Source organism: Streptomyces sp. NPDC102360 (assembly GCF_044766085.1).
Taxonomy (GTDB): Bacteria; Actinomycetota; Actinomycetes; order Streptomycetales; family Streptomycetaceae; genus Streptomyces.
Window position 1 is genome coordinate 499730 of sequence record NZ_JBIWLG010000005.1, and the last position, 19427, is coordinate 519156.

The window sequence follows — 19427 nt, forward strand, 5'->3', positions numbered from 1 at the left end:
CCGGGTCACCTGCGGCAATTCAAGCCCCTGCGGCGCGTGTGCCGCGGGGGATGGGGGCGAGCCCCCCGCGTTTGTGCCCCCGCGGCGCCCGGGCGGGGGGGGGGGGGGGGGCCGCCCCCCCCCCCCCCCCCCCCCCCCCCCCCCCCCCCGCCACCGGGTCAGAGCTTCTGCTGCTTGATGAGGTCCTCCAGGGACCCGGACGAGGGCACCTGGCCCTCGGGGGTGAGCTTGTCGACGACCTGCGGCAGTTCCCGGGCCACCTGCGCGGCGGCCTCGTCGCGGCTGACGCCCGCCTCCGAGGCGACCTTGTCCAGGGTCTCGTCGGGCACGGCCTGCTTGACCCGCTCGGGGCTGAGCGCCTGGTTGTCGCCCGTGCCGACCCACGAGTCGAGCTGCCCCTTCTCGACAAGGCCCGACTTCATGATCATCTCAAGGACGCCGCCGAGCAGGCCGCCGAGATCGTTACCGGCCATGGTCACGCGCCTTTCGGGACATTCGCCTGCGAGGAAACCCGGACCACCTCAATGTCACCCGAACCACCCCCTGTCGCCACCCGGCCGGAGCTGCTTGCATGGAGGCGCAACCGCTGCCGCCTCGGGGGGAGGCCCGGTCATGAAGCGCTCGGGCCCGCTGTTCACTTTGCTCGCCGGACTGGCCCTCGGCCTGTTCATGCTGTCGCTCAACGCGACGACGGGCGAGGGCACTTCGTCGTACGGGGAGGCTCCCGCGGCGACGGTCACGCCGTCCGCCTCCGCGTCGCCCTCGAAGGCGCGCCCGTCGCCCTCGAAACCTTCGAAGGCGAGCCCGACGCGGTCGGCCCGTCCCAAGACGAGTTACGCGGGCCGCACCGACGACGACACGTCCGCGGTCTCCATATCCGTACGCGGCGACAAGGCGATCGCCTACTTCTGCGACGGCCGCTCCAAGGAGTCGTGGCTGAAGGGGAACGTCGAGGACAACGGCGCGATGAAGCTGTCCGGCAAGCACGGCGCGAAGCTGGACGGCAGGCTCGCCGGCGGTCAGGTGCGCGGCACCACGACCATCGACAAGCACCCCTACGGCTTCACGGCGAAGAAGGCCGTCAAGCCGTCCGGCCTGTACCGGGCGACCACCGAGGTGCGCGGCGCGAAGATCGACGGCGGCTGGATCGTGCTGCCCGACGGCCGCCAGGTGGGCATCGTGCGCCGTGACGACAAGCCGTCCGCCGCGCCGCGCATCGACCCGGATTCGGGGGCGGTAACGGTCGACGGCGACCGCCTGACGGCCCGCCCGGTCGTCCCCTGAGCAGCACACGCCGAGCCGTTCAGAGAGGGTTCCCATGACCGTCGACCCGAACGCCGCCACCCAGAGCTTCCCGAACCCCGACCACCGCCGCCCGTCCGCGGCCCGCTACCTGGCCCCCGCCCTCGTCGCGGCGGTGGTGGCCGTGGCGCTCGGCGCGTACGGCAAGGTGCACGACCCGGAGGGCACCGCGTTCAACATCGCCGGCTTCTCCAGCACGAGCGCGGTGAAGTCCTGGCTGGCGACGGCGGCCTTCGCCTTCGCGCTCGTCCAGATCGTCTCGGCGTTCATGGTCTACGGGAAGCTGCGCGGCCCGTCCTGGGCGCCCGCGCTGCACCGCTGGTCGGGCCGGATCGCGTTCCTGCTCGCGGTCCCGGTGGCGGTGCACTGCCTCTACGCGCTCGGCTATCAGACGTACTCGACGCGGGTCATGTGGCACTCGCTCCTGGGCTGCTTCTTCTTCGGGGCGTTCAGCGCCAAGATGCTGCTGCTGCGCACGGAGCGGCTGCCGGGCTGGCTGCTGCCGGTGGTGGGCGGTCTTGCGTTCGCGGTCCTGACGCTGCTGTGGTTGACGTCGGCACTGTGGTTCTTCCGGACGGTGGGAGTGACGACATGAGGCGCACCGCGTCCCGCAGGAGCGTCCTGGTCGCGGGCGCGGCGGCCCTGGCTGCGGGCTGCAGCAAGTACGGCGACGAGGACCAGAGCGGTGGCGGGGGCCAGGGTGGCGGGAGTGCGCAGACGTCCGCCACGTCCGAGCCCGCCGCCACGGGTTCGAAATCGACGGGCGGCGGCTCCCAGAAGCCGCCCGCGGCCGACGAGTTGACGAAGACCTCCGCCATCCCGGTCGGCGGCGGCAAGGTCTTCCCCGCCGAGAAGGTCGTGGTGACCCAGCCGGCCAAGGGCGACTTCAAGGCCTTCTCTGCGGTCTGCACGCATCAGGGCTGCACGGTCAAGGACGTCTCCGGCGGCACCATCAACTGCCCCTGCCACGGCTCGAAGTTCAAGGTCGCCGACGCCTCGGTGGCGGGCGGCCCGGCCCCCCGCCCCCTGGACACCCGGCAGATCAAGGTCACCGGAGACTCGATCACGCTGGCCTGACCCGCCGCGGTTACGGCGCGTCCCACCCCGCTCCGAACTCCAGCAGCTCGTCCCGGTGCTCGATGCGTTCGACCCACTCCTTCGGCCACGCGTCGGCGCCGAGGTGGGCGCCCGCGAAGGCCCCGGCCAGGGCCGCGATCGAGTCCGAGTCGCCGGAGGTGCAGGCGGCGCGGCGCAGGGCCGGGACCGGTTCGTCGACGAACATCAGGAAACACAGCAGGGCCGTGGCCAGGGCCTCCTCCGCGATCCAGCCGGCGCCCGTGGCGAGGCACGGGTCGGTCTCGGGGGACGGCTCGCGCAGCGCGTCCCGCAGCCGGTCGAGGACGCCGAGGCACTCGTCCCAGCCGTGCGCGATGAAGCTCTGCGGCGTCGCTTCCTCGCCACGCCGCCACAGGTCGCCGAGCCAGGCCTCGTGGTACGTCTCGCGGTTCTCGTAGGCATAGGAGCGGAGCATGCCGACCAGGCCCGTCGGCTCCGTGCCCTCGGCGAGGAGGCGTACGGCGTGCGCGGTGAGGTCGGCGGCGGCGAGGCCCGTGGGGTGGCCGTGGGTGAGCCCGGCCTGCAACTGGGCGCCGCCCGCCCGCTGTTCGTCGGTCAGGCCGGGGGCGAGTCCGAGCGGGGTGACGCGCATATTGGCCCCGCAGCCCTTGCTGTGCGGCTGGCTGGCCTCCTGCCAGGGCCGGCTCCCGGTCTCCAGGAGGGCGCACGCGCGCAGGCAGGTGTTGCCGGGCGCGCGGTTGTTGTCGGGCGAGCGGTACCAGTCGACGAACTCCTCGCGCAGCGGCCGCTCGAAGCGCTCCGGCGCGAGGGACGGTCCGCTCGTGCGCAGCGCCCGCGCGACGGTGAGCGCCATCTGTGTGTCGTCGGTGATGTACGCGACGGGGTGTCCCGGCAGCTCCATCTCCCGCCAGGGCCCGCACTTGGCGAGGATCGCCGGTACGTCGTTGAACTCGGTCGGAAAGCCGAGCGCGTCCCCGAGGGCGAGGCCGAGCAGCGATCCGGTGGCGGCGGTCTTCGTCATCGGCGGGTTCCTTCCGAGGGCTCGTGCGCGGGGCGCAGCAACGGTGGGTGCAAGGACGTGGCGTCGCCGGCCCGGTACAGCGCCGCGGGTTTGCCGCGCCCGCCGGTGAGCCGGGACGCGCCGGGGATCTGCTCGACGAAGCCGGGCGTCGCGAGCACCTTGCGCCGGAAGTTCGCCGGGTCGAGGTCGGTCCCCCACACCACCTCGTAGACCTGCCGCAGCTCGCCGAGCGTGAACTCGGGTGGGCAGAACGCGGTGGCCAGGCAGGTGTACTCCAGCTTCCCGCCGATCCGGATCTGGGCGTCGGCGAGGATCCGGTCGTGATCGAACGCGAGCGGGCCCTGCGTTCCGTACGGCAGCCAGGCGGCCCGCGCCGCGTCCCCGCCGCCGTGCGCCTGCGGGGCGTCCGGCACGAGCGCGGTGAACGCGACGGACACCACGCGCATCCGGGGATCACGCCCCGGTTCGCTGTACGTACGCAGCTGTTCGAGATGCAGCCCGGCGACGTCGGCGAGCCCGGTCTCCTCCGCGAGCTCGCGCCGCGCCGCGTCCTCCGCGGCCTCGTGCGGCTCCAGGAACCCGCCGGGCAGCGCCCAGCGCCCCGCGTACGGCTCGTGACCGCGCTCGACGAGCAGGATGTGCAGCCGTCCCGCCCGGAGCGTGAACACGGCCAGGTCGACGGTGACGGCGAAGGGCTCGTAGGCGTGCTTGTCGTAACCCGCCACTGGGCCAGTGCCGGGCAGACCGTTGTCGGACATGCGGAGACCCCCTCCCTTATTGGTCCAATGGACTCTAAAAGGAGGGGGTCGCCGCACACAAGACCCGCGAAGGTACGACCTACAGGTCGACCTCCTGCATCAGCATGCCGACCTCGGTGTTCGAGAGCCGCCGCAGCCATCCCGACTTCTGGTCGCCCAGCGTGATCGGACCGAAGGCGACCCGCACCAGCTTGTCGACCGGGAAGCCGGCCTCGGCCAGCATCCGGCGCACGATGTGCTTGCGACCCTCGTGCAGGGTGACCTCGACCAGGTAGTTCTTGCCGGTCTGCTCGACGATGCGGAAGTGGTCCGCACGCGCGTACCCGTCCTCGAGCTCGATGCCGTCCTTGAGCCGCTTGCCCAGGTCGCGCGGGATCGGGCCCACGAGGTGCGCGAGGTAGACCTTCTTCACGCCGTACTTCGGGTGCGTGAGGCGGTGGGCCAGCTCACCGTGGTTGGTGAGGAGGATGACGCCCTCGGTCTCGGTGTCGAGCCGGCCGACGTGGAAGAGCCGCGTCTCACGGTTGTTCGTGTAGTCGCCGAGGCACTGCCGCCCCTCGTTGTCCTCCATGGTGGAGACGACACCGACCGGCTTGTTCAGCGCGAAGAACTGGTACGACTGCGTGGCCACGGTCAGACCGTCGACCTTGATCTCGTCCTTCTCCGTGTCGACACGCAGCCCCTGCTCGACCACGATCTCGCCGTTGACCTCGACACGGGACTCGTCGACCAGCTCCTCGCAGGCGCGCCGCGAACCGTAACCGGCACGGGCCAGCACCTTCTGCAGCCGCTCGCCCTCCTGCTCGGCGCCGGGGAAGGTCTTCGGGAGCTTGGCCGCCGGCTTGCCCGCGTACCGCTCGCGGTTGCGCTCCTCGGTCCGCGTCTCGTACTCACGCGAACGGGAGGGAGCCGTACGCCCGGCCCGGCCCGTGGGCTGCTGCTGGCCGCGCTTGGGGCCGCCCTTGGCACCGCCGCGCGCGGAGGCACCGCGGCCCGACTTCGAGCCCTCCTTCGAGGCGTGCGGGCCTACGTCGTAGAGCCGCTCCTCGGGACGCGGCCGCTTCGGGCGCGCGGGCCTGTCGTCACGCTTCTCGTCGCGCTTGTCGTCGCGCTTGTCGTCGCGGTTGCTGCTGCCGCCGCGCCTGTCGTCGCGGTTGTTGCCGGCGCCGCGCTGGCTGCCGCGGCCCCCGCTGTTACCGCCGCGGCCGCTGCTGTTGCCACCACGGCTCCCGCCGTTGTTTCCGCTGCTGTTCCTGCCGCTGCTGCTTCGCATCAAATTTCCGTTAGTCGGCTGTCTGCTCGATGGACTGCGAACCCGGCGCATCGGGTGCGTCCGGGTCGAACGACGGGATCCCTTCCTGCGTATCGCCCTCGATCGCGTCCGCCTCGGGGAGGAAGGGCGCGAGTTCCGGCAGCTCGTCCAGGCCACGCAGGCCCATCCGCTCCAGAAAGTAGTTCGTCGTCCTGTACAGGATCGCACCTGTTTCGGGTTCCGCGCCCGCCTCCTCCACCAGACCCCGCTGCAACAGGGTCCTCATGACCCCGTCGCAGTTCACTCCGCGCACCGCGGAGACCCGGGAACGGCTGACCGGCTGCCGGTACGCGACGACGGCAAGGGTCTCCAGGGCCGCCTGGGTGAGCCTTGCCACCTGCCCGTCGAGCACGAAGCCCTCGACGGCGGCGGCGTACTCGGGCCGGGTGTAGAACCGCCAGCCGCCCGCCACGAGCCGCAGCTCGAAGCCGCGCCCCTGCACGCGGTACTCGTCGGCCAGTTCCCGCAGCGAGTCGCTCACGGCCCTCCTGGGCCGCTGCAGGATCTTCGCCAGATGCTCCTCGGTGGCGGGCTCGTCGACCACCATGAGTACGGCTTCCAGGGCGGGCTTGAGGTCAAGCTCCGCCACTCCGCCGGGGTCCTGCTCGCTCACGTGGCAGCCTCCTTCCGCTCGGGCTCCTCTGGCACCTCTGGCGCCCGGTCGAACTCGTCCGTGACCACGGGCTCGGCGTCGGCGTCGCCGCCGGTCCAGCGCACGATCAGCTCCCCGAGCGCGGTCTCCTGCTCGAGCCCCACCGCCTTCTCCCGGTACAGCTCGAGCAGCGCGAGGAACCGGGCGACGACGGTGAGCGTGTCATCGGTGTCGGCCACGAGCTCCCGGAACGGGGCCTCGCCGACCTCCTTCAGCCGGGCCACCACGTACTGGGCCTGCTCCTGCACGCTCACCAGCGGCGCGTGGATGTGCTCGACGTACACCTGCGGCTCGGGCTTCGGCTGCATCGCCTTCACGGCCAGCTTGGCGAACCCCTCCGCGCCGATGTTGATGACGACGTCGGGCAGCAGCTCGGCGTGGTGCGGTTCGAGGCCGACGGTCCGCGGATAACGCCGCGCCTCGTCCTCCATCCGCCCGCTGAAGACGTCGGCGATCTGTTTGTACGCGCGGTACTGGAGGAGCCGCGCGAACAGCAGGTCCCGCGCCTCCAGGAGGGCCAGATCGGCCTCGTCCTCCACCTCTGCGGCGGGCAGCAGGCGGGCGGCCTTCAGATCGAGCAGCGTCGCGGCGACGACGAGGAACTCCGTCGTCTGGTCGAGGTCCCAGTCGGTCCCCATGGCCCGAATGTGGGCCATGAACTCATCGGTGACCTTGGACAGCGCGACCTCGGTGACGTCGAGCTTGTGCTTGGAGATGAGCCCCAGCAGAAGATCGAACGGCCCCTCGAAATTATCGAGCCGAACCTTGAACTTCCCGTCATCGACCTCGTCCGGCTGGTCGACGTCAACGTCCGCCTCCGCCCCCGCCTTGGGCTCCGCAACCGCCTCGGCCGCCGCCTTGGGCAAGCTGCCGCCTTGGGCGGCAGGGTGGGCAAGGCGGCCCCCGTCGCCGCCCACAGCTGCGGGAGGCGCCGGCTCCGGCTCGGGGAGCGCACCACGGCCGAGCGCACGCCGACGACCAGCGGGCACAGACGGTTCGTTCACGGACATCACCGCCCGACGCTACAGCGCCAGCGCCTAGCGCCCCCGCAGCCGACGTACAAGAATGCTCGCGTCCCCACGGGACTCCAGGTCGGCCAGGACCACGGCGACCGCCTCGCGCACGATGCGCCCCCGGTCGACCGCGAGCCCGTGCTCACCGCGCAGCACGAGCCGCGCGTGCTCGAGGTCCATCAGCTCCTCGGCGGAGACGTACACGGTGATCTTCTCGTCGTGCCGCTCACGCCCACTGGGCCGCCGATTGGCCGCCCGCGCCCGCTTCCGCGCCGAAGCGGTGGAACCCCGCCCACCGGAACCTTCCTGCGCCCCGCCGGAGGCCCTGCGCCCCGCCTTCTCCGCGCCCTCCGCGGCGCCGGCGCGGGTCCGCGACCCGGCGTCCGACTCGGCCTCGGCGGCGGAGTGCTCTCCGGAACCGGAGGAGGCGGGAGCCGCCTCCGCGTCACCGTCGGAGGCGGCGGCCGCCTCGTCGCTCTCCCCGGCGGGCGGGGGGACACGCGTCTCCCCGTTCGCCGAGCGTCTCGGGGACGAGGCCTGCAGCCCCATGCCACCGGTCGTACGGAACAGTTCGTCGGCCCCCGGCAGACTCACTCGGCGTGACACCGGGCGAGCACCTCCCTGGCGAGCTGGCGATAGGCCGCGGCACCGACCGAGTTCGAGGCGTACGTGGTGATCGGCTCACCGGCGACCGTGGTCTCCGGGAAGCGAACGGTTCTGCCGATCACCGTGTGGTAGACGTTGTTGTCGAACGCCTCGACCACGCGCGCGAGCACCTCACGGCTGTGCACGGTCCGCGAGTCGTACATGGTGGCGAGGATCCCGTCGAGCTCCAGGTCCGGGTTGAGCCGCTCCTGGACCTTCTCGATCGTCTCGGTCAGCAGGGCCACACCACGCAGCGCGAAGAACTCGCACTCCAGCGGGACGATGACCTTGTGAGCGGCCGTCAGCGCGTTCACGGTCAGCAGGCCGAGCGAGGGCTGACAGTCGATCACGATGTAGTCGTAGTCGGCCATCAGCGGCTTGAGCGCCCGCTGCAGCGTGGACTCGCGCGCCACCTCGCTGACCAACTGCACCTCGGCAGCGGACAAGTCGATATTGCTGGGGAGCAGGTCCATGTTCGGAACGGCGGTCTTCAGCAGGACCTCGTCCGCGGCCATCCCCCGCTCCATGAGCAGGTTGTAGACCGTGAGGTCGAGCTCCATCGGGTTCACGCCGAGGCCGACCGACAGGGCACCCTGCGGGTCGAAGTCGACGAGCAGGACCCGGCGGCCGTACTCGGCGAGCGCGGCACCCAGGTTGATGGTCGACGTGGTCTTGCCGACGCCGCCCTTCTGGTTGCACATCGCGATGATCTTCGCCGGGCCGTGGTCCGTCAGCGGTCCTGGAATCGGGAAGTACGGCAGTGGACGCCCGGTGGGGCCGACGCGCTCGCGGCGCTGGCGGGCAGCGTCGGGTGCGAGCGTGGCCGCGTACTCGGGGTCCGGCTCGTATTCGGCGTCGGGGTCGTAGAACGACCCCTCGGGCAGGGCGTCGTAGTCGGCGAAGTGACTTTGTGTATCGCCACTTCGGTCGCCGGCCATGGCGTTCACGTGATGGCCATCCATGCTCTGGTGTGCTGTCTGCGTCGGCGTCTGCTGGGGGATGCCCTGATAACTGCTCTGTTGGGCAGTGAAGGTACGCACAGCGACGGGGCCGACAGCCTGAAGCCCCGCGGGAACCTGTCCGCCTGGCCGGCCATCTCCGGGAGTAAATGTCGACTCATTCACAAGTCGTCTTACCTCCTTGGATGTAGCCAGGAACATTTATCGATAGGTCAGCGTGGCACCATGCCGACGGTTGGCGACTCTATGGCGTGTCACCACTCCGCAGCAACACAATCCGCCGGACCCGGCACGATGTGTCGGTAACGAAACACCCTCATGTCAAGGGCGTACGACGGCTCTTCGGTGCATTTCGTCGCCGTGCGAATCGGGTAAAGGGTTACGTTCAAGGCGAGTTGACCATGTCCGGACCCGTACCGTTCCACTACACGTACGGCCGGACCCCTCGCAAGGTCCGGCCGTAGGCGTGAGATTGACGACTTTTGTTGACGTCGCCCTCGATGTGGGTCAGCCGAGGAGGCTCTCGAGCTCGAGGTGCTCGAGTCCGTGCGCCTCGGCGACCTCCTTGTAAACGACCTTGCCGTCATGGGTGTTGAGGCCCAGGGCGAGGGCCGCGTCGCGGCGCAGGGCCTCGGCCCAGCCGCGGTTGGCCAGCTCAACGATGTACGGGAGCGTGGCGTTGGTCAGCGCGTGCGTCGAGGTGTTCGGCACCGCGCCGGGCATGTTGGCGACGCAGTAGAAGACCGAATTGTGCACCTTGAAGGTCGGCTCGGCGTGCGTGGTCGCGTGCGAGTCCTCGAAGCAGCCGCCCTGGTCGATCGCGATGTCGACAAGGACACTTCCGGGCTTCATGCGGGACACGAGCTCGTTGGTGACCAGCTTCGGCGCCTTGGCGCCGGGGATCAGGACGGCGCCGATGACGAGGTCGGCCTCCAGGCAGGCCTTCTCGAGCTCGAAGGCGTTCGACATGACCGTCTGGATCTTCGTACCGAAGATCTTGTCGGCTTCCTTGAGCTTGTTGATGTCCCGGTCGAGCAGGGTCACGTGGAAGCCCATGCCGATGGCGATCGTCGCGGCGTTCCAGCCGGAGACGCCACCGCCGATGACGACGGCCTTGCCCGCGTGCACACCGGGCACACCGCCGGGCAGCACACCGCGGCCACCGTTGGCGGCCAGCAGGTGGTAGGCGCCGACCTGCGGGGCGAGACGGCCCGCGACCTCGGACATCGGGGCGAGCAGCGGCAGCTGGCGGTTCGCGGTCTCGACCGTCTCGTACGCGATGGCGGTCGTGCCCGACTCCAGGAGCGCGTCCGTGCACTCCTTGGACGCGGCCAGGTGCAGGTACGTGAAGAGCGTCTGGTCCTTGCGGAGGCGGTGGTACTCCTCCGCGATCGGCTCCTTGACCTTCAGCAGCAGGTCCGCCGTGGCCCAGACCTCGTCGGCCGTGCCGAGGATCCGCGCACCGGCCGAGACGTACTCGTCGTCCGTGATCGAGGAGCCCACACCGGCGTTCTGCTCGACGAAGACCTGGTGGCCGTGGCGTACCAGCTCATGGACGCCGGCGGGGGTGATGGCCACCCGGAACTCGTTGTTCTTGACCTCGCGGGGGATGCCGACCTTCATCGTCGATCACGGTCCTTGGCTCAGGGATTTAACGGGCAATGCACTACATACCGGCACATCACAGGACGCACCGGGAGACGCCACGGATGACCGCGGCAGAGCCAGTCTAATGAAGGTTATTGAGCTGTCTAGCCTTTCGATGCATCAATCTTCTGCGGATGCGCTACGGATTTCGCAGGTGTTAGCGGCTTGTTCCGAAGGGTTTGCTTCCGGTCCGTCCGGACCGGTGAGCTCCTCTCCCAGCATGCGCTCGGCCGCACCCCGGTGCAGCTTGGCGGCCGCGGGGTCGCCGAGCCGGTCCAGCGTGTCGGCGAGGCGCAGCTGGAGCGCGGCCTGCAGCCGTACGTCCCCCGCCCGACGCGCCCACTCGACCGCCTCCTGGCAGGTGTGCAGCGACTCCTCGGGCCGGCCGGCGTATTCGAGCACCCGCGCCAGTTCGCTCAACGCCCGTGCCTGCGCGGGCACATCGCCCTCCTTGCGGTACCCGGCGACGGCCGAGCGCAGGGACCGCTGCGCTTCGCCGTAGCGGCCCGCGTACGTGTGGACTCCCGCGATACGTCCATGGAGGCGCGCGGCGTCGGCCCGCTCGCCGCGCGTGAGCCGCTGGGCGAGGGCCCGGCCGTACCAGTCGGCGGCCCGCTGCCAGTCCCCGAGCGACTGGTGGGCGCCGCCTACGGATTCCATCGCGCGGCCCGTCGCGTACGGGTCCTGCGCGGCGCGCCCCGCGTCGAGAGCGGCCCGGTAGCGGGCCAGCGCCTCGTGCGTGCGGCCGGTCCTGGCGTCGAGGTCGGCGAGGTTGAGCAGGGCCGCGGCCTTCTCCCTCGGCAGGTTCCTGCGCTCGGCGACATCGAGCACCAGCCGGTGGATCCCGTACAGCTCGGCCGCCGCGTCCTCGGTACCCCGGTGCACCACCATCGCCCGTACGAGAGCGGCCAGGAGGCGCCGTGCGAGGGTGTCCAGCTCCCCGTCGGCGACGGCCAGCCGGGCCGCGGCGAGCAGTGCGGGCTGCCGCGCGCGCAGCCACTCGGCGGCCGCTTCCCGGTCGGCGAAGCGCAGGGCGCTCGGCAGCCCCGCGAGCTTCTTGCGGGCCGGGGAGTCGAAGGGTTCGGTGACGGCGCGGCACGAGGTGAGCAGCCGCACGGTCCGCTCCAGCATCCGGGCGCGGGCCAGCTGCACCTCGGCGGGCCGGTCGACCGTCTCGGTGAGGCCGCGCAGGAACGGCGCGATGCAGCCCGGCACCTCGTACTGCGGCAGCTCGGAGTCCACGGCGCGGACCAGGCCGAGCGTGACGAAGGCGTCGAGGGTGGAGTGGGCCGCCGCGACCGAGCAGCCGGCGAGCGCCGACGCGGTGTGCGGGTCGACGCATGCCTCGGGGGCGAGGCTCAGGTAGCGCAGTATCCGGGCGGCGGGGCCCGGCAGCGACTCGTAGGCGAAGCGGAAGACACGGGCGAGGGCCGAGCCGTCCGGCTCCAGGGCGTGCAGTTGCTTGGCCAGGTCGGCGACGGACTCCTTGGGGCGCGCGGCGAGCCAGCCGCCGGCGATGTTCAGGGCGGCGGGTCCCGCGCCGCACAGCTCCACCAGGGACTCGGCCGAGCGGGGGTCGCAGGTGACACGGACCGAGCCGGTGTGCCGGGTGAGGAGTTCGAGCGCGGCCTTGGTGTCGAGCCCGCCGAGCGTGCAGGGCCGCACGTCCGGGATGCCGGTCAGCGGGCCCTCGGCGACGGCCACGGCGAGGCAGTCCGGGGTGTCGGGGAGCAGCGGGTCGACCTGTTCGGCGCTGCCCGCGTCGTCGAGCAGCAGCACCACGCGGCGCACCGCGAGGCCCTCGCGCAGCCGCTCGGACAGGTCGTCGGCGGTCTCGCCGGGCGGGGCGGGGAGTTCGAGGGCGTCCAGCAGGTCGCGCAGGACACGTTCGGTGGGTACGGGGGTGCCGTCGGGGGCGGTGAGGCGGGCCTGCAGGGTGCCGTCCGGGTACTGCTCACGGACGTCCCGCAACAGCTCCTCGGCGAGGGCGGTACGTCCCGTGCCCGGCCGCCCGGCGATCAGGAGTACCCGGGCACGCGGCGTCTTGCGCCCCGAGAGCGTGTCGAGCCCGGCCCGCTCGATGTCGGACCGGAGCTGCGCCAACTCCCGCTTGCGCCCCAGGAACTGACGCTCCGCCACCTCTTGTCCCCGACGGGTGCGACGCCGCTTGCGGGACCGCCCGGGGGCCGAATCGACCTCCGTCACGTCGTCCGACTCGACCGCCTGATCCGTCACGGGCCACGCTCCGTCTCACCCATCCCCTCCGGGGGTCGGCAGGGGGCGTTCCCGAGCCTAGTTGAGGGGGTGCGGGTGACCTTGGCGGACGCCGCGCCCATGTCGCCCGATCGGATCAGCCGATCATGTGACCTGAAACCTGGTTACGCCCTCGGGGCTCCGCTGGCTCTCGTCACAAGAGCGGGGCTTGATGTATCAAGCCCCGCCGGCGATTGAGGCGATCTTTCAAGCCCCGCCGGCGTTTGAGGCGCGGGGTCCGGGGCGGAGCCCCGCGGCCGTTACGCCTCGAAGGGCCGCGCCGGCCACTCCGCCAGCGCCGGGCGGAGCGCGTCGAGGCCGTCCCCCGCCAACGCAGCGGCCAGCGAAAGCGCACCGACCACAAGGCAGTTGTTGTGCAGCTCACCCGCGAGCACACCCCGGACGAGCTCCGCGACAGGGACGCGCGCGAACTCCATGTCCGCCTCTTCCTCCTCCACCTCGAACCGTTCACCGTCCGCCTCGGAGAGGTCCCGCGCGAGGAAGATGCGTACGGCCTCGGAGCAGCCGCCCGGCGTCGTGTAGACGTCCGTGAGGACCCGCCAGTCCTCCGCCTTGACGTGCACCTCTTCGTACAGCTCGCGCTGCGCCGCGTGCAGCGGATTCTCACCGGGGATGTCGAGCAGGCCCGCCGGGATCTCCCAGAGCTTCATGCTCACGGGGTGCCGGTACTGCTTGAGGAGGAGCACCCGGTCCTGGTCGTCGAGGGCCACCACGGCCACCGAGCCGGGGTGCACCTGGTAGTCGCGCCGGGCGACGGAGCCGTCCGGCATCACGACGTCGTCCGTGCGCACGGAGGTCTTGTTCCCGACGAAGGGGGTGTCGGTCGCCCGGACCTCCCACTCCTCGGCGGTGTCCACGAGCGGCGTGTTGGCCGTCATACCGAAAGCCCTCCTACGTACGCATGAGCGGTACTCATAAGAAACCGGGGCGCACGCCGCAAAAGGCGTACACCCCGGTAACCGTACATCGCTTGTGCGACAGGCCCCGCAGAGCCCTTACTTGGCCTTCTTGGCCCCCGCGGAACCGCCCTGCCCGGCCTTCACCTTGCGCTCCACGGCCGCCTTCACCAGACCGGCGAACAGCGGGTGCGGACGCGTCGGACGCGAGCGCAGCTCCGGGTGCGCCTGCGTGGCGACCAGGTACGGGTGGACCTCGCGCGGGTACTCGACGTACTCGACGAGCTTGCCGTCGGGCGACAGACCGGAGAACTGCAGGCCCGCCTTCTTCTCCAGCTCCGCGCGGTAGGCGTTGTTCACCTCGTAGCGGTGGCGGTGGCGCTCCTCGACGTACTCCTTGTTGTCGTACACCTCGCGCACGATGGAGCCCTCGGCGAGCTTCGCCGGGTACATGCCGAGCCGCATGGTGCCGCCCATGTCGCCCTCACCGGCGACGATGTCGAGCTGCTCGGCCATGGTCGAGATGACGGGGTGCGCGGTAGCCGCGTCGAACTCCGTCGAGTTCGCATCGGGAATATCGGCGAGATTCCGCGCCGCCTCGATCACCGTGCACTGCAGGCCCAGGCAGAGACCGAGCAGCGGGATCTTGTTCTCGCGGGCGAACTGGATCGCGCCGACCTTGCCGGCCACGCCGCGGTCGCCGAAGCCACCGGGGATGCAGATCGCGTCGACGTCGCCGAGCGTCTTCTTGGCGCCGGCCGGCGTCTTGCAGTCGTCCGACGTGACCCACTTGATCTTGACCTTGGCGCGGTTGGCGAAGCCGCCCGCGCGCAGCGCCTCGGTCACCGACAGATAGGCGTCGGGCAGGTCGATGTACTTGCCGACCAAGGCCATGACGATCTCGTGGTCCGGCTTGTGGACGCGGCCGAGCAGGTCGTCCCACTGCGTCCAGTCCACGTCACGGAACGGCAGGTCGAGCTTGCGGACGGCGTACGCGTCCAGGCCCTCGCTGTGCACGACCTTCGGGATGTCGTAGATCGAGGGTGCGTCGGGGCAGGCGACGACCGCGGCCTCGTCGACGTCGCACATCAGGCTGATCTTGCGCTTGATCGCGGTCGGGACCTCACGGTCGCAGCGCAGCACGATGGCGTCCGGCTGGATACCGATGTTGCGCAGCGCCGCAACCGAGTGCTGGGTCGGCTTCGTCTTCAACTCACCCGACGGACCGATGTACGGCAGGAGGGAAATGTGGACGACCAGCACGTTGTCACGGCCGACCTCGTGGCGGACCTGGCGGACGGTCTCCAGGAACGGCAGCGACTCGATGTCGCCGACGGTGCCGCCGACCTCGGTGATCACGACGTCGACCTCGTCCGTCGCCATGCGGCGGATGCGGTGCTTGATCTCGTTCGTGATGTGCGGGATGACCTGGACGGTGTCGCCCAGGTACTCGCCACGCCGCTCCTTGGCGATGACCTGCGAGTACACCTGGCCGGTGGTCACGTTGGCCGAGCCGTCGAAGTCGATGTCGAGGAAGCGCTCGTAGTGGCCGATGTCCAGGTCGGTCTCGGCGCCGTCGTTGGTGACGAACACCTCGCCGTGCTGGAAGGGGTTCATCGTGCCGGGGTCGACGTTCAGATAAGGGTCGAGCTTCTGCATGACGACGCGGAGGCCACGGGCCTTGAGCAGCATGCCGAGGCTGGAGGCGGTGAGGCCCTTACCGAGGGACGAGGCGACACCCCCAGTGACGAAGATGTGCTTGGTCGTCGAGGATTTCGGCTGCATGGCCAAGAGGGGGCTCCCGTGGTCGCGGTCGTGGGGTGCGGTCCGACGCGCTCGCCCGAGTTTTCGGGAGGCGCCGTCGCTGCGGTTCGGGGGTTCTATGACCACCGGCTCACGGGCTACCAGGGTATCAGCGACGAGACGAGGCTGCTTCCGGCCACGCTCCGCACACAGCCCACCACGCAGGTGGGACCAGGCGCGGGCACTCACCCGTACGGCCGAAACGCGATGCAGTGAGCGGCACGCGGATCACTTGAGCGCGTCGTATCCTGCTCGGACACTCGGCTGGCGAGTCACAACGGAATACGGCGTCACGACGGCAACACCCCCGCCCGTACCCCACCGTTCATCGGAGCACTCCGTCCGTTCGCCGCGATCCCCACCCGGAACAACCGGCTCGTCAGGTCGTTTGACAACGACGTATCCGGACGGCGTATCAACGGAACAACACGTCAACACGATCCGTCGTCTCATCCCCCCACCCCCAACCTTTCGCTCCACCTTTTCCTGCAACCGTGGCCGTTCGACTGGAGATGCACGTGGCCGGGCGCATCGAGGATTACGCACTCATCGGAGACATGCAGACCGCCGCCCTGGTCTGCCGGGACGGCACAGTCGACTGGCTGTGCCTGCCCCGCTTCGACTCGCATGCCATTTTCGCCGGGTTGCTCGGCACCGAGGACCACGGCTTCTGGCGCCTGGGACCCGCCCACGCGTCCGATACCGAGCCACCGAGAGCGGCGCGGCGCGGATACCGCGGCGACACGCTCGTCCTGGAGTCGGAGTGGGACACGCCGCGCGGCACGGTCCGGGTCACCGACTTCATGCCGCCGCGCGACGGCGCACCCCAACTGACCCGGATCGTGGAGGGCGTGAGCGGGCGCGTGCCGATGCGTTCGGCGCTGCGCATGCGCTTCAGCTACGGCCGGATCACTCCCTGGGTGCACAAGGTGGACGGCCGTACGGTCGCCGTGGCCGGGCCCGACTCCGTGTGGCTGGACGCGTCCACGGAGACGTACGGCAAGAACCTGACGACGTACTCGGACTTCACGGTGGCGCCCGGTGACCGGGTCGCCTTCACCATCCAGTGGCAGCCCTCGCACAAGGAGCAGCCGCCGGTGCCCGACCCCGAGTCCGCCCTCGCGGCGACGGAGGAGTTCTGGCAGCAGTGGGTGGAGCACGGCACGTACCACGGGCCGTACCGCGAGGCCGTCGTCCGCTCGCTCATCACCCTCAAGGCCCTGACCTACGCGCCGACCGGCGGCATCGTCGCCGCGCCGACGACCTCGCTGCCCGAGGAGATCGGCGGCGTCCGGAACTGGGACTACCGGTACACGTGGCTGCGGGACGCCGCCATCACCCTCTCCTCCCTGCTGCGCACCGGGTACCGGGAGGAGGCGCGGGCCTGGCGCGAGTGGCTGCTGCGGGCGGTCGCGGGCGACCCGGAGAACCTGCAGATCATGTACGGCATCGCGGGCGAGCGCGAACTCGGCGAGGCGGAGCTGGACTGGCTGCCCGGGTACGAGAACTCCGGTCCCGTCCGGGTCGGCAACGGGGCGGCGGGCCAGCTCCAGCTCGATGTGTACGGCGAGGTCACCGAGGCGCTGCACCTCGCGCACATGACGGGTCTCGCGAGGAACGACTACGCCTCGCTGCTCCAGCTCAAGCTCATCCGGTACCTCGAAGGCCACTGGGACGAGCCGGACGAGGGCATCTGGGAGGTGCGCGGTCCGCGCCGGCACTTCGTGCACTCGAAGGTCATGGCGTGGGTGGCCGTGGACCGCACCATCAAGCTCATCGAGTCCGGGGACGCGGACGGCCCGCTGGAGAAGTGGCGCGACCTGCGCGACGACATCCACCGGGACGTCTGCGAGAAGGGCTACGACAAGGAGCGCAACACCTTCACGCAGTCGTACGGCAGCAAGGAGCTGGACGCGTCGCTGCTGCTGATTCCGCAGATGGGCTTCCTGCCGCCCGACGACAAGCGGGTCATCGGCACCATCGAGGCGATCCAGCGGGAGCTGTCGACGCCGGACGGCTTCATCATGCGGTACCCGACGGACGGCGACGACGCCGGTGTCGACGGTCTTCCGGGCGACGAAGGGGCGTTCCTCGCCTGCTCGTTCTGGATGGCGGACGACCTCGCGATGATCGGCCGGGTCGACGAGGCCCGCAAGCTGTTCGAGAAGCTGCTCGCGCTCCGCAACGACCTGGGCCTGCTCGCCGAGGAGTGGGATCCGCGGCTGCAGCGCCAGGTCGGGAACTTCCCGCAGGCGTTCAGCCACGTGCCACTGATCGACACGGCACTGCGGCTGACGGCTTCGGGCGCGTACGGAGGGTAGAACGCGGGAAGGGCGGGGGCGGAGGTGCCCCGCGCGCGTGTGCGCCGGTAGCGTCCGTGTCATGGACAGCACCTCGCCCGAGTTCTCCGCCTTCTCCTCCCCCGGCGGCATCACCGTGCGGCGCGCCCTGGAACTGCCCGGGCTGCGCAGCGGGCTTCCCGAGGTGGTGGCGGGCGGGGAGCGGCTGCAGCGGACCGTGCGCTGGGTGCACGCCGGTGAGGTGCCGAACATCGCGTCGCTGCTCAAGGGCGGCGAACTGCTGCTGACCACCGGCTACGGCGTCGGGACGCGCCCCGCCGAACAGCGCGCCTTCGTGCGCAAGCTGGCCGAGCGGGGCATCGCCGCGCTCGTCATCGAGCTGGGCCAGCGGTTCGCGCGGCTGCCCGCGGCCCTCGTGGAGACGGCGCGGGCGGCGGGCCTTCCGCTGGTGCAACTGCACCGCGAAGTGCCGTTCGTGACGGTGACGGAGGAGATCCACACCGAGATCGTCAACGGTCACTACGCGCTGCTGCAGCGGGCGGAGGAGGTCCACCGGCGCTGCACGGACGCCCTGCTCGGCGGCGGCGGAGTCCCTCAAGTCCTGCGTATCCTCGCCGAGTTCAGCGGGAACCCGGTCTTCCTGGAGACCGCCGACGGCCAGCTGCTCTACGCGGCCGGGGCCGAGGACGACATCACCGATCCGCTCCAGGTGTGGGAGGGCATGCGCGGCACGCACCAGGACGAGCCGCCGGGCGGCGCCGTTCTCGTGGATGTGCCGGGCGGCGGCCCCGGAGCGGGTTCCGTACGGGCCAGGCTCGTGCTGCTGCCCGTGTCGGGGACGCTCGCGCCCGTGCACCGGATCGCCGCGGAGCGGGCCGCCGGGTCGCTCGCCGTGGTGCTGATGCAGGCCCGCCAGGAGGAGGAGCTGGCCGCGCGCGGGCGCGGCGACTTCCTCACCGATCTCGCTGAGGGCCGGATCGCGCCGGACGACGCCCCGGCGCAGGCCCGCGTCCTCGGCTTCAAGCCGACCGGGAGCGGGCCGCTGCTGCCCGTCGTGATGCGGCTGCCGGGCACGCCGGAGACCCCGATGGGACTGTCGCCGGGCGGCGGCTGGGCGGTGCTCGCGCGGGCCGTGTCCGAGGAGCTTGCCTCGGTCGGGGTGCCGTCGCTGCTCGGCGTGCGCCCTGTGGAGGGGCGGGTGCCGCTGCTGCTCGGGCTCCGCTCGGAGTCGGAGCGGGCCGCGGTCGCGGACCGGGTCGCGGCGGCGCTGCGGGCGGGCGTGGCGCGGGCCGGAATGCAGCGGGCGGGCGCGCTGCCGCCGGTCGTGGTGGTCGGCGGGGCAGGTGGCTGGGCCGCGGCGGCGGCAGGGCTGCGGCACGCGGCGGAGACGGCGACGGCGGCGCAGGGCCTGGACGACCGGCCGTGGTTCGACGCGCGGCGCCTCGACATCGACCTGCTGCTGTGGCGGCTGCGGGACCATCCGGACCTGGCGGCGTTCGTGGAGCGGGCGATCGGCCCCCTCCAGGAGCACGACAGACGGGCGAAGCCGCCGCTGCTGCCCACGCTCCAGACCTACTTGGCGCACGCGGGCCGCAAGGCGGAGACGGCGCGCGAACTCCATCTGAACCGGCAGACGCTCTACAACCGCCTCGCGCGCATCGGCGAGTTGCTAGGCACGGACCTGGACGATCCGCAGACGGTGCTCGCGCTGAGCCTGGCGCTGCGGGCCCGCCGGCACGCCAATCCCTCTTGACGGATCGCCAGTTCC

17 protein-coding genes are annotated in these 19427 nt (G+C 71.0%); 5 read left to right on the forward strand and 12 right to left on the reverse strand.

What is annotated here, in order from left to right:
• Nucleotides 1-158: 158 nt before the first annotated feature.
• On the reverse strand, nt 159-473 hold the full coding sequence (locus tag ACIRHA_RS23165; protein ID WP_403848805.1) for a YidB family protein: 315 nt from the start codon (nt 471-473) through the stop codon (nt 159-161).
• A gap of 139 nt (nt 474-612) precedes the next feature.
• Between ACIRHA_RS23165 and ACIRHA_RS23170 the strand changes: the two genes are divergently transcribed.
• The 3 genes from ACIRHA_RS23170 to ACIRHA_RS23180 are packed head-to-tail and all read left to right on the forward strand — an operon-like array spanning nt 613 to nt 2379.
• A complete protein-coding gene (locus tag ACIRHA_RS23170) occupies nt 613-1284 on the forward strand; it encodes a hypothetical protein (protein ID WP_403848808.1) in 672 nt (223 codons plus the stop codon).
• Between the two features lie 34 nt (nt 1285-1318).
• Entirely contained in the window at nt 1319-1897 is a 579-nt protein-coding gene (locus tag ACIRHA_RS23175) for a DUF6529 family protein (RefSeq protein WP_403848811.1), read from the forward strand.
• Nucleotides 1894-2379, forward strand: a complete 486-nt coding sequence (locus ACIRHA_RS23180) for a Rieske (2Fe-2S) protein (RefSeq protein WP_403848814.1) — start codon at nt 1894-1896, stop codon at nt 2377-2379. Before ACIRHA_RS23175 ends, ACIRHA_RS23180 begins: the two co-directional genes overlap by 4 nt.
• 10 nt (nt 2380-2389) lie before the next feature.
• Here the strand turns inward: ACIRHA_RS23180 and ACIRHA_RS23185 are convergent, their stop codons facing one another.
• From ACIRHA_RS23185 to ACIRHA_RS23235, 11 genes are all read right to left on the reverse strand, one after another.
• Nucleotides 2390-3400 carry an ADP-ribosylglycohydrolase family protein gene (locus ACIRHA_RS23185; RefSeq protein ID WP_403848817.1) on the reverse strand — a complete coding sequence of 337 codons (1011 nt, stop codon included), beginning with the start codon at nt 3398-3400 and terminating at the stop codon, nt 2390-2392.
• Nucleotides 3397-4158, reverse strand: coding sequence for an NUDIX hydrolase (locus ACIRHA_RS23190; protein ID WP_403848820.1), 762 nt, complete (start codon nt 4156-4158; stop codon nt 3397-3399). Before ACIRHA_RS23190 ends, ACIRHA_RS23185 begins: the two co-directional genes overlap by 4 nt.
• Before the next feature lie 79 nt (nt 4159-4237).
• Entirely contained in the window at nt 4238-5431 is a 1194-nt protein-coding gene (locus ACIRHA_RS23195) for a pseudouridine synthase (RefSeq protein WP_403848823.1), read from the reverse strand.
• 10 nt (nt 5432-5441) lie between these two features.
• Nucleotides 5442-6083, reverse strand: coding sequence for an SMC-Scp complex subunit ScpB (scpB, locus tag ACIRHA_RS23200; RefSeq protein WP_403848826.1), 642 nt, complete (start codon nt 6081-6083; stop codon nt 5442-5444).
• A complete protein-coding gene (locus tag ACIRHA_RS23205; protein WP_403848829.1) occupies nt 6080-6988 on the reverse strand; it encodes a segregation and condensation protein A in 909 nt (302 codons plus the stop codon). The genes scpB and ACIRHA_RS23205 overlap by 4 nt, the downstream gene beginning before the upstream one ends.
• Before the next feature lie 171 nt (nt 6989-7159).
• Complete coding sequence (locus ACIRHA_RS23210) at nt 7160-7741, reverse strand: hypothetical protein (protein ID WP_403848832.1); 582 nt, start codon at nt 7739-7741, stop codon at nt 7160-7162.
• Nucleotides 7726-8904, reverse strand: a complete 1179-nt coding sequence (locus ACIRHA_RS23215; RefSeq protein WP_403848835.1) for a ParA family protein — start codon at nt 8902-8904, stop codon at nt 7726-7728. Before ACIRHA_RS23215 ends, ACIRHA_RS23210 begins: the two co-directional genes overlap by 16 nt.
• 342 nt (nt 8905-9246) lie before the next feature.
• Nucleotides 9247-10362 (reverse strand): alanine dehydrogenase, encoded by a 1116-nt coding sequence (ald, locus tag ACIRHA_RS23220; RefSeq protein WP_403848838.1) that lies wholly within the window; start codon nt 10360-10362, stop codon nt 9247-9249.
• 144 nt (nt 10363-10506) lie between these two features.
• On the reverse strand, nt 10507-12489 hold the full coding sequence (locus ACIRHA_RS23225) for a tetratricopeptide repeat protein (protein WP_403848943.1): 1983 nt from the start codon (nt 12487-12489) through the stop codon (nt 10507-10509).
• Nucleotides 12490-12899: 410 nt separating this feature from the next.
• Complete coding sequence (locus ACIRHA_RS23230) at nt 12900-13538, reverse strand: NUDIX domain-containing protein (RefSeq protein WP_403848841.1); 639 nt, start codon at nt 13536-13538, stop codon at nt 12900-12902.
• A 117-nt stretch (nt 13539-13655) separates the two neighbouring features.
• On the reverse strand, nt 13656-15341 hold the full coding sequence (locus ACIRHA_RS23235; RefSeq protein WP_403848844.1) for a CTP synthase: 1686 nt from the start codon (nt 15339-15341) through the stop codon (nt 13656-13658).
• 536 nt (nt 15342-15877) lie between these two features.
• Between ACIRHA_RS23235 and ACIRHA_RS23240 the strand changes: the two genes are divergently transcribed.
• The gene (locus tag ACIRHA_RS23240) at nt 15878-17680 is read left to right on the forward strand and encodes a glycoside hydrolase family 15 protein (protein WP_403848946.1); all 1803 of its coding nucleotides are present in this window, start codon (nt 15878-15880) and stop codon (nt 17678-17680) included.
• Between the two features lie 61 nt (nt 17681-17741).
• Complete coding sequence (locus ACIRHA_RS23245) at nt 17742-19412, forward strand: PucR family transcriptional regulator (RefSeq protein WP_403848847.1); 1671 nt, start codon at nt 17742-17744, stop codon at nt 19410-19412.
• The last annotated feature ends 15 nt before the right edge of the window (nt 19413-19427 follow it).